The sequence below is a fragment of the Candidatus Desulfosporosinus nitrosoreducens genome (assembly GCF_030954495.1).
In the GTDB taxonomy this organism is placed as follows: Bacteria; Bacillota; Desulfitobacteriia; order Desulfitobacteriales; family Desulfitobacteriaceae; genus Desulfosporosinus; species Desulfosporosinus nitrosoreducens.
In genome coordinates this window covers 1-10780 of sequence record NZ_JAVHUW010000077.1, presented here as the reverse complement: position 1 = coordinate 10780, position 10780 = coordinate 1, and the positions used below count along the sequence as shown (strand labels likewise).

The window sequence follows — 10780 nt, the reverse complement described above, 5'->3', positions numbered from 1 at the left end:
TATTCAAGCAATCCCAAAAATAAAAAAAAATGAATAAATATCAAATAAAAAGAAACTCTCATAAAAAGTTAAAAAATACTTAAAAAACTCCAAAATAAAGGGTAAAACCAGTTTTCATGAAACAAAAGTCACTATAAAAATAATTCATATCCATACGGCATAAGCGAAGACAATTCCGGCCAGCCGTCGAACATCACGACCATGGAGGCTCATTGCAAGCTCGCGGATTTATACAAAGAACTGAATAACTATGAAATCTGGAGTATCTCTATGAAAAAGTTATGTAAGAGGGTGATTTGTCCAAAATTGAGGGGTCAAGCCGCTTTGCCCCATATGTATACACATATTTGTTCCATTATTTATTCTATTTAATCTGCTTTGACTTCTCCTATGACACTCTGTATCTATGAGTGCGTTAAAAAGTCTATTCTTTAGCCTTTAGAATATTTTCACGATACATCGCATCTAAAATATTTTTAGAATATCCATTGATATATTGGTCAATGGAACTTTTGAGTTCATCTACATTATAATAAATTTCATTAGGTTGTGGGTATAATTTATTTTTACTAATTCCTTTGTTTAATTCATATTTTTCGTATATATTTTCATAATCTTGATAATTTTTATTAATTACATTACTTTTAAATTCTTCTATTGCTTTATTAGTTTCTTGACCATAATATTCTTGACAAATTATAAATTTATTAAATAACCTATCCCTTGATGGTTCTAATTGTAAGTTGTTATTATATACCTCTGGCTCCATTTCCTTTATTTTTTTATCAATTTTTGAGGCATCTTCAACAGTTTTTTCTTTATTATGATCAGTATATTGGTCTACAAGTGCTTGATATTGAATGCTATATCTAATCGCTCTTTGGTATTCAAGTATAGCTGAAGATACTTCATCAACTAAGCCCATACGTTTTTCTATTAATTTTTCGTTGTACTCTGTAGTATGCTGATTATGCCAAAGCCAATAATTAAAACCGCATGTTATTATTACAACTAACAACGGTAAAATTATAATTGTCCAATCTTTAATTTTATTGCTAGATTGTGCGTGATTATTAGTATGCATATTTTCACTTCCTTCTAAGCTTATTATAACTAATGAAGGGGAACAGAGAAAGAAACTATTCGAGATGATACTACCTATCTTTTGTTCTTGCCTTGCTCCTCTTCATGGAATTAAGCAGCTGTGCTGTTGACCACCTCAGTAACAATCTCTTTAAGATCGTACAAATTTGGTACCTGTTCGAGCGTGTAGGTGCCTGCCAGGATTAGGCTTACCCAGACCTTCACTAAGCCACTATCCTTTGTAAATGTCAAAATAATCGCCTCCTTTTATTTATTAAAAATGCTAACACCTTAAGTAGTAGGCGTTAGCAAAGATGACAACATGATGGTTAGCTCTGCCATGGATTCATTGGCTGTTGCTAGATCAGATTGGAGTTGGGCTATTTTTTGATCGGCGGTCATTTGGTCTATTGTGATGTCGGGATAAACCCATGTTAGGACTAAGGTTTGAGGGTTGATATGGAGTTCTTGGCCTTTATTTGTTTGAGGCGTAGGTTCTGGAACGCTGTCAACCATTATTCCCGTTGACCGTTGATCCTGGGATACCCCGTGAAAAGGATCATCGGGAACAAAATTCTGGTAAGTTACTATTCCGTCGGTATCTGATATTTTTTGAAATTTAATAAATACACTCATAATTTTTACCTCCTATCCTGAAAATTAAATGACCCCAAAATAGGCAAAAAACAAAACCCATAAAACCAACTTGTATATCCAAATTATGGTTACAACTTGGCTCCTGCTAAAGTTCAAATACTTCTCGTTATGCTACCTCTTCAACCGTGACTTTATATCCTAAAGCCTCAAGCTTCTTAATTGACTGTTTTAGCACTGTATGACGTTTTCGCTCTTCATAATAGTTGGGACCAAGCTCAATATAAGGCAGCCTTCTCTTTAGGATGTAGTAAGCAATGGTTAAAATGCTATGAGCAACCGCCAAGACTGCCCGGTTTGCTCCTCTCCTGGCGGCTATCCGGTGGTACTGTGACGATAAGTATGTTTCCTTCGTGCGGGCTGCTGCTCGGGCTGCTTCAACAAGGGCACTTCGTAACTTTTGGTTTCCTTTTTTGACTTTGCCAGACTTTCGCTTTCCGGCACTTTCGTTGTTACCTGGAGCTACCCCTGCCCATGAACATAAGTGGGCCGCGGAAGGAAACTGATCCATGTCAGGACCTGCTTCTGCTAAGATTTGTTCAGCAGTACGTCTTCCCACTCCGGGTATGGTATCTAATAACTCCAGGTCTTCTTCAAAAGGGAGCATTCGTGTCTTCACTTCGTCGTCAAGCTTAGCGATCAGGTCATCCAAGAAATCAATGTGTTTAAGTTGAGCATCCAACATGAGTTTTTGATGATTACCCATTAAACCATGCATGGCCTTTTGGAGATCAGCCTTTTTGTTTTTTAACTTACCTTTAGCAAGTTCGGAGAGTGTCTCCGGATTCTCCTGACCTTGAATCATGGCCTCGATCATAGCCCGTCCGGATTTGCCCAAGACATCAGTGGCTACAGAAGAAAGCTTTATAGTTGCACCCTCTAAAACTTTTTGTATCCGATTGATTTCCCGTGCTCTTTCGTCAATCATGCTTCGTCGATAGCGGATCAGTTCTCGTAACTCTCTCTGATCGCGGGAAGGAATGTAATTTCCTTGCAGCAGTCCATGTTGTAACAATCCCGCAATCCATTCAGCATCTTTCACGTCGGTTTTGCGTCCCGGCACGTTCTTGATGTGCTTAGCGTTAACCACGATTGTCTTGATGTCTTCCAGTTCAAGGAGGTTGTAAATCGGTTTCCAGTAAGATGCCGTACTTTCCATCGCCACGTGAGTGCAGCCTTTGGTTTTTAGCCAGTCGGCCAATGAAATAAGGTCATCCGTCAGGGTTAAAAAGGTACGGATTTCTTTCTCTACGGGGGTGATGGCACAGGCGACAACATTCTTCTTATGAACGTCTAAGCCGCAACAATGAGTGTAAATAACATCCACAATAGTCCATCCCTTAGGCTGTTTCAAATTGAAGGCTGGTGCAACAACCACTCATGGATCATTCTATCCTGCGTGCTCTCCAAAGAGGCAACAATCTGTGGTGCACCTGGTCGCTGTGGTCTGTCTATATTACGGGCTCGAAGCACCATAGAACACCGACCTACCTTCGCCAGCCAAAGAGAACTTCGACACGAACCAATTTTCATCCTTCCGATGGTGCTGCGTCAGCGGCATGGGAGTCTATATTGCTATTGCAATATTTTCTAAAACCCTAAAAAATTCATTATATCCAGAACCGTTCTGGCTCCAAATTAAAGCTGTTAATAAGTTTAAATTCTTATTGTAGACAATTGAGTTAAACCGATTATAAGCGGCGGATTGCAACGTGTATAGTAAAATACCCGATGTACTTAATTTAATTGGGGAGATACACCCACTATAATAAATAATTACACTATTAACCATAAATACAAAAAGTGTAGGCGTAGACAATAAACCATGAGTATATTTCCACAGCAACACATTAGTTGTTAAGTCATAACAATATATATGCTGTATCGGATTTATAATAAATGTTATTAACAAAGTCAATATAGTTTGTACCAGTCATGGAAGTTGTAATTGAACTTATTTGATTTCCTGTTGTTAAATCAAATGTATAAAGATTATGAGTCGAAGTTCCAGCATAACCGTCAAAATAAAAAGTTGTTCCTACTATTACTAGATTACTCATAACATAACCAGCAGTAGCGTTGCTGTAAAATTGTTTTGTTGTAATTGTCATATATGTCGTTTGACTAGCTATCTGTAAGCATTCATAGTAACCACTTAAGCCATTGGACGAATAATAAACAGTATATAGATAAGAACCAATAACTTTTATGAATCCTACACCACCAACTATATTACCCGCATAAATTGCTTTACTCCAATTGATTACCCCACTTGATATCAAGATGCTATAAATATAACCTTTTCCGCCATAGGATGGTTCATTGACCACTTCATAATACCTTGTTCGCAGTGTTTCGTTCTCTTCCTCCTCTTCGCCTGGTACCAGTACATCCTCAAGCTCTGCTCTGGCCAGACCGTCGACCTGAATAATGGGGAGCAGATTCCCAAATTGCTGGTTACCGACCACTCCGGCGGTTTCACACTCTAAAATGTAGACACCGGTACTGATTTGCTCTAAAGCTGTATATGCAAGTCCGCCGATTCCGTAACGACTACCTAACGGAATATCCATAGGCATACCATTGCTGTCGAAAAACTCACCCTTGCGCTGCGCTTTTGTCGCCTCTTCACGGTTCACGCCAAACTCCGCAGTACGGCGGGTCAAGTACTCGTCGGTAGCCGTATCAGCAAAGGAAAGGGTTGTGTTAATATTTAGTTCCACATAAAACTGGGCCAGTTCCGCCGCTACAGCTGCCAGGGCGTCAAAGACCAGGGACCCCTCGCGTTTATCGACCTTATCCGAGACCCGGGCCAACATTCTTGTTAGTATCGCATCATAGGTTTGATCCTCATACACTTAGGAGATCACCTCCCGCACCATCTCAAATTCGCCATACGTACTCACCACGATAAATTCGATCAGCAAACTATCTCCCATAACCGTAATGACGACGTTCTCAACGCTGGTGATTCGGTCATCCTGAGTCAAGGCTTCCCGGATCATCCGGGCAGCTTCTGATTTCACAAAGACCTGATTCATTCCAATCAAGGTCTCCAACTCAGAACCATAGTTTGCCGTATAGATCAAGTAACAGAAACGAGGGGTTTGCAAGATCTTAAGAGCAGCCTGCTTAACCGCCTCAAGTCCGTCCAGGCTGCCGATAATTCGTTGTTTCTCCACGTCCAGCTTCCAGGTGAGGGACGGCTGCACTGTTTCTTCGATCACACCATTACTGATACTTCCACCGGTCGGTATCATGTCGTCACCACCTTGTCGAGAATCAAATATCTTTGGCCGCCCTGAAAACGGAGCAATAAAACCTTATCCCCTGCTTCAAGCCCGGGACGGATAATTAGTTTAGTTGTCAATGCCTCAGACGTGGTTCCTGAATTACTATCATCTATATACTGATGAGTATGCCTTAGATCAACTTCATACCGAGTGAGGCTTTCCGGCACAATTAAAAAGTCCGCCGGCAGCGTAAAGCGTTGATCGACTTTTACACTCAGCGGATCTACTGTAACGGCTTCTCCAAACATCACATGTACTGGATTGGAAGCTCACACAGCATCCATCCCCGCGGTTTTAATTAGGTCTAACAGGCTGGCCATCATATCACCTTCAAATCTAAGCTCATGGTATGATCTATTCCGTCAAAATTATGCCGGGGTCATATTTTAGGGAACTCCGTTAATAAGTTCCCGGCGCTCATCTTCCGGCCAGGTCAAATAGTCCGAATAAGTATACAATAGCGACGATTCTTTATGAGTAGATGGCATGTAGCATTCTCCTTCATTTTTCTATATCATAACATCTCAACATAGACTCTTATAAAAGACCAAACATCTTAACAAGCTCGGTCAGATCTGAAGTTAACTAATTAATCTTCATCATAGAATCCTTCCTTGGAGAATCCAAGTATAGCTCATTTCATGAATAAACCACCCCAGATCCAGGTTGGCATTGTCCTCATCGGGGTTGACCTGGTGCAGCATCAGCCAAATCTCCCTAAGCAACATGGAATCAGATCGATTAAATCATTAAAATAGCTACTTCACACTCTTCAATGGTGCAAAGTAGCTATATATATTTAACATCTTTAATTATTTTCTTTGTTCAAACTCCTTGAGCAGGCATATCGGGGCCCGATACATGGTGGCAATGCCCTGCATCCATCGTTGTATAAAAATTCCAATCATGTACATGCCAACCATCTGGTAAAAGTAAGGACGGCCCGGAGACAGATTTGTAATAATGAGAGTGTCCATGCTCATACATAACCCAGCTTTCAGAATGATGAACATGACTTCCATCGGGTGTCGGAACCGGCGGACCCGTAATATCCAAGCACTGATGAACATGCCCTTGGGCACAGGAGGTATGCGTTACGCTTCCGTGATTATGGCCTCTGGGACTCTGTTGATAAACTGCCATTCTATCAACCCCGTTTCAATGAATAATCACGCTATTGTATGCAAGGGAAAAAAACTGTGTGCAGGCAGGTCTGCCCATGCCGTCAACGTAAGGAAGCAAAAAACTATTCTTTAGAGTATTTTTCCAAAGGTTTTGTCGTATTTTAAAACCAAAATGTACAAATTCCTAGAATCCAAATCAGAATCCCGGAAATAACTCAAGAAAAGACGTCAATTAGGCTGAAAAATGATTCCCTAAATCTAAAGGGCCACCGTAAACTATTGTATGCTTCAAGCATAAAGTGTAGGAGGTTAATTGATAATGATTATCTTTTAAATAAGGAGGACGAAGCAAAATGTGTGGAATTGTCGGTTGGATAGATTGGAAACGGGATTTATCGTCTCAAAAAGAGGTGCTGGGGCGAATGACTGAAACCCTTACGCCCCGAGGACCGGATGCTGACGGGTACTGGCTCTCGCCTCACGCCGCCTTGGGACACCGCCGTTTAATTGTCGTTGATCCGGAGGGCGGGCTGCAGCCTATGATTCGCCAACGTGGAGAACATACTTATACTCTCATTTATAATGGTGAATTATATAATACTCAGGAAGTACGCTCGGAACTTTTAAGTCGCGGCTATCATTTTGAAGGACATTCGGATACTGAAGCCGTACTTCTCTCCTACATGGAATGGGGACCATCCTGTGTGGACCGTCTTAACGGAATCTTTGCTTTCGGCATTTGGGACGGCCAGTCTCAACATTTATTTGCCGCAAGAGACCGCTTGGGAGTGAAGCCTCTCTTTTACAGCGAACAAAACGGTTTCCTGCTCTTTGCCTCAGAACTAAAGGCATTGCTTAAACACCCCGAACTGCCTCCATTGATCGGAAAAAACGGACTATCAGAAGTCTTCTTTATCGGTCCGGCCCGCACCCCGGGCAACGGAGTTTTTGAAGGTGTTTCCGAATTAAGGCCCGGCCACAGCATGATCTATTCTAACAACGGCCTGAAAATTCATCAATATTGGGCCTTGCCTAATAACATCCATGCGGATGATCTTGCCAAGACCTCTACGAAAATTCGGGACCTTTTTCTGGATACTGTCCAACGCCAACTCGTATCCGACGTACCGATCGGGACCCTGCTTTCGGGCGGACTGGACTCCAGCGCCATTACAGCCATTGCCGCCAACACTTTTGCCTATGAAGGAAAAGGACCCCTGCCGACTTTCTCCGTAGATTACGCAGACAACGATAAATATTTTAAACCAAACGATTTTCAGCCGGACGCTGACGGCCCGTGGATCGAACGGATGTCCCAAGCTTTTTCTACCCTGCACACGAAATGCACCTTCACGATCCCTGACCTTGTTGAGGCTTTAAAAGCAGCGGCAACGGCACGTGACCTTCCCGGCATGGCGGATGTTGATTCCTCCCTTTTGCTCTTCTCCCAGGAAATTAAGAAACACGTTACTGTAGGACTATCCGGAGAATGTGCCGACGAGGTTTTCGGAGGCTACCCTTGGTTTCACCGTCCGGACTCTCTCGCCGCCGAGACATTCCCTTGGGCACTGCATGTGGAAAATCGTCTGCAAGTTCTGTCCCCCGAACTGATCGACTACCTGCAACCCTACGAATATATCCGCAATCGGTACGAAGAAGCTTTGGCCGAAATCCCCAAACTCCCCGGCTCTGCGCCTGTACATCAAGACAGCAGAACCGTCAAGGAGCAGCAGCGCGAGGCCCGAATCCGCGAGATCTCCTATTTAACCATCACGCGTTTTATGCCTACGTTACTTGACCGCAAAGACCGCATGACTATGGCTACCGGCTTGGAAGTCCGTGTTCCCTTCTGCGACCATCGGATTGTCGAATATGCCTGGAATATTCCTTGGGAGATGAAAGCCCTGGAAGGCCGGGAAAAAGGAATCCTCCGTCACGCCCTTACAGGAGTTCTCCCCGACGACGTACTTTGGCGCCGTAAAAGCCCCTATCCCAAAACCCACCATCCCAACTATCTGGAATCCGTTCGCTCCTGGCTCCGCGAAATCCTGTCCGATCCCAATTCTCCTCTTCTGCCCCTCATTAACCTTCCCGCTTTGGAAGACCTCATGAAACTCTCCGATACCTTGCCCTCAGGCCGTCCTTGGTTCGGTCAGCTCATGGACATTCCTCAGCTCTTTGCCTTCTTGATTCAAGTTGAATTCTGGCTGAAAGAGAAAGAGATCAGGATTCTGTAGGAGAAGACCCTTAACACCGAATGGGGCTGTGTTAAAACTTATTTATGTTGTTTTCACAGCCCCATTTTGGCCTCTATCGTTACAACATTCGAAAAACGCCCTCACTTCACTTTGAACTGACAGTGAAAGGAGGACGCTTTTCGAACGTTGTAACTACTTTGAATTTTGGGGGCTGAGTTTTCATACAGCCTCATCAAGGTTCATCATTCCCCAGGATCTCTACATCACTTTTAGGTTGGAGCGGTTTGCGCGTTACCTTAACTTTAGTGATTCTAAAGCCGTTGACTTCCAGAACCTCAAAGAGAAAACCGTCAAAATATACGACATCTCCTTTTACCGGTTTACGGCCTAAGCGGGAAAAGACGTACCCGCCAATAGTGGAAACAGTTTCTTCCTCAAGCTGAATTTCCAGCAGCTCGGAAACTTCTTCCATTAACACCCGACCGTTGAGGATATACTCTTGATCGTTCAGCTTTTCAATAGGCGGCTGCTCCAGCTCAAATTCATCATAGATTTCTCCCACCAGTTCTTCCAGCATATCTTCAATCGTGACGAGGCCGGCGGTTCCTCCAAATTCATCGACGACAACAGCCATATGGGTCCGTTGGCTGCGCATTTTTTGAACTAAGCGTGAAATAGGCATCCCCTCAGGAACGGCCAGGATATCGCGCTTAATCTGGGTGATATCCTTTTCCGCGGATTGTTCCTGGAGCCAGAAGATGTCCCTCATATGTACCAGCCCTAAAACATGATCCTTATCATCATCGCAAAGCAGGTAACGGGTATGTCCATATTTTTTTACAATCTCGAGAATCTCAGGGAAGGTATCCTGAAGAAAAATGCAGACCATATCTTGCCGGGGAATCATAACTTCACTGGCAATGCGATCTGAGAACTCAAATACGTTGTCCAGAAGTTTTCCTTCCATTTTATCCAAATAACCGTGCCTTTGGCTGGCATCAACCAACATCCGCAGTTCTTCTTCACTGTGGACAAGATCCTGCTCGTTAGCCGGCTGGATTTTCCAGAGACGCAACACTAAATTGGCCAGATTATTGAGCGCCCAAATGACCGGGTAGAAAACCCGATAAAACCATTTTAGCAAACCGGCTGTCGATAAGGCCGTAAGTTCATCCTTTTGAATAGCCAATGATTTCGGAACGAGTTCCCCAAGGACGATGTGCAGGAAAGTGATGGCTAAAAAGGCTATGACTATCGAAATGGTTTCTGTGTAAACCTCTCCCCAGCCGCCCAGCCCTGAAAACAAGGGTTCAATCAGGGTTGCAACCGCTGGTTCCCCCAGCCAGCCCAACCCCAGTGAGGCTAAGGTGATCCCCAGTTGGCTCGCTGACAAATAAGCGTCCAGTTTCGAGGTGACATCCAGAGCGGTTTGAGCCCGACGGGAACCATTCTCCGCTAATTCCGCCAAACGGGTTTTGCGGACCTTAACCATCGAAAATTCAGCCGCCACAAAAATCCCATTGATTCCTACCAATAAAAAAGCAATCAGAACCTTGAGAAGACTCCAAAACAGACCTTCTATGATACTTTCCTGGTTAAGCAACTCGGAAAACCTAACCTTTTCCTTTCATAAATTTTCAGCAATCTTCCAAGTTTAAATCCAGCGTCAATAAATCGTACTTTCATTATATATGATGCTAACTCACTTGTAAAAATTCCCCCTCCCTCATTTTTAAGGAAGAGAGAATTAAACTTTTGCCGCTTACTTCTTTAAATCCTGCGTAGCGGAACTCCATGGGGCTTCTCTACCCTGCCGTCAAATGAAAAAAAATTTGTTTAACCATAGTATAAAGAAAACCCGGCTTCGCCGAGCCTTAGCGAAGACGAAACCGTTGGTTGCACTTATGCAGAAGGAAAGTATACAACCGAAGGTTATACTTTCCGACTGTATAAAAAAGGTTGGCACATTCTTCTTAACGCCGGATGTGTCAACCTTTTCTTTTTAAACTCACTATCATGAACCTTATACTATTTGGCGTTTGAAATATTATATTGATTCCCTTTTTATGATATAATTGATACATACTAACGTTTAAAGGTGTGTATCTGAAATGAGAAGGAAAAGTTTTACCGAAGAGCAGATTGAAGAGATCTTAAAAGCAGAAAACGAAGCGGACAACAAATTTGAAATAAAGCGGTTACTTGTATTACGACTGAGGGCTGTAGAGAGTATGCCGTCAAAAGACATCGCGAAAGTTGTTGGATATCCTGCCGCAACTGTAAACAACATTATCAGCAAGTATTTTAAAATAGGCCTTCAGCCAATCCTTGGAGAAAACCGTAAAGGAGGCAATAAACGATACCTGACTGAACTTGAAGAAAAGGAACTTCTTCAAGCGTTTGAATCACAAGCAAACGATGGAAAGCT

10 protein-coding genes and 1 pseudogene are annotated in these 10780 nt (G+C 42.9%); 2 read left to right on the top strand and 9 right to left on the bottom strand.

Annotated features, from left to right (window positions below; all coding sequences use genetic code 11):
- Positions 1-424: 424 nt before the first annotated feature.
- The 8 genes and pseudogenes from REC12_RS22255 to REC12_RS22220 all read right to left on the bottom strand — a co-directional run bounded on the left by REC12_RS22255 (position 425) and on the right by REC12_RS22220 (position 6173).
- Complete coding sequence (locus tag REC12_RS22255; protein WP_308898058.1) at positions 425-1084, bottom strand: hypothetical protein; 660 nt, start codon at positions 1082-1084, stop codon at positions 425-427.
- Positions 1085-1194: 110 nt separating this feature from the next.
- Positions 1195-1335: a hypothetical protein gene (locus REC12_RS22250; RefSeq protein WP_308898056.1), complete on the bottom strand. Its 141-nt coding sequence runs from the start codon at positions 1333-1335 to the stop codon at positions 1195-1197.
- Positions 1336-1374: 39 nt separating this feature from the next.
- Complete coding sequence (locus REC12_RS22245; protein ID WP_308898053.1) at positions 1375-1719, bottom strand: hypothetical protein; 345 nt, start codon at positions 1717-1719, stop codon at positions 1375-1377.
- A gap of 127 nt (positions 1720-1846) precedes the next feature.
- Positions 1847-3064 (bottom strand): IS110 family RNA-guided transposase, encoded by a 1218-nt coding sequence (locus REC12_RS22240; protein WP_308898051.1) that lies wholly within the window; start codon positions 3062-3064, stop codon positions 1847-1849.
- A 535-nt stretch (positions 3065-3599) separates the two neighbouring features.
- Positions 3600-4595, bottom strand: a complete 996-nt coding sequence (locus REC12_RS22235; protein ID WP_308898049.1) for a baseplate J/gp47 family protein — start codon at positions 4593-4595, stop codon at positions 3600-3602.
- Positions 4596-4997: a DUF2634 domain-containing protein gene (locus REC12_RS22230; protein ID WP_308898047.1), complete on the bottom strand. Its 402-nt coding sequence runs from the start codon at positions 4995-4997 to the stop codon at positions 4596-4598.
- Positions 4994-5350: pseudogene (locus tag REC12_RS22225) on the bottom strand (DUF2577 domain-containing protein). Before REC12_RS22225 ends, REC12_RS22230 begins: the two are co-directional and overlap by 4 nt.
- Before the next feature lie 505 nt (positions 5351-5855).
- Complete coding sequence (locus REC12_RS22220; RefSeq protein ID WP_308898046.1) at positions 5856-6173, bottom strand: YmaF family protein; 318 nt, start codon at positions 6171-6173, stop codon at positions 5856-5858.
- A 334-nt stretch (positions 6174-6507) separates the two neighbouring features.
- Here REC12_RS22220 and asnB point away from each other — a divergent pair, with 334 nt between their 5' ends.
- Positions 6508-8391 carry an asparagine synthase (glutamine-hydrolyzing) gene (gene asnB / locus REC12_RS22215; protein ID WP_308898044.1) on the top strand — a complete coding sequence of 628 codons (1884 nt, stop codon included), beginning with the start codon at positions 6508-6510 and terminating at the stop codon, positions 8389-8391.
- A 193-nt stretch (positions 8392-8584) separates the two neighbouring features.
- Here asnB and REC12_RS22210 read toward each other — a convergent pair whose 3' ends face one another.
- On the bottom strand, positions 8585-9898 hold the full coding sequence (locus REC12_RS22210; protein ID WP_308898060.1) for a hemolysin family protein: 1314 nt from the start codon (positions 9896-9898) through the stop codon (positions 8585-8587).
- 565 nt (positions 9899-10463) lie between these two features.
- Here REC12_RS22210 and REC12_RS22205 point away from each other — a divergent pair.
- A partial coding sequence (locus tag REC12_RS22205; RefSeq protein WP_308898042.1) for a COG3415 family protein occupies positions 10464-10780 on the top strand: 317 nt, incomplete at its 3' end.

What these genes read in the sequence shown, in the direction of transcription:
- REC12_RS22255 (WP_308898058.1), bottom strand. Translation starts at nt 1,084, where the DNA reads ATGCATACTAATAATCACGCACAATCTAGCAATAAAATTAAAGATTGG.
- REC12_RS22230 (WP_308898047.1), bottom strand. Translation starts at nt 4,997, where the DNA reads ATGATACCGACCGGTGGAAGTATCAGTAATGGTGTGATCGAAGAAACA.
- REC12_RS22220 (WP_308898046.1), bottom strand. Translation starts at nt 6,173, where the DNA reads ATGGCAGTTTATCAACAGAGTCCCAGAGGCCATAATCACGGAAGCGTA.
- REC12_RS22245 (WP_308898053.1), bottom strand. Translation starts at nt 1,719, where the DNA reads ATGAGTGTATTTATTAAATTTCAAAAAATATCAGATACCGACGGAATA.
- asnB (WP_308898044.1), top strand. Translation starts at nt 6,508, where the DNA reads ATGTGTGGAATTGTCGGTTGGATAGATTGGAAACGGGATTTATCGTCT.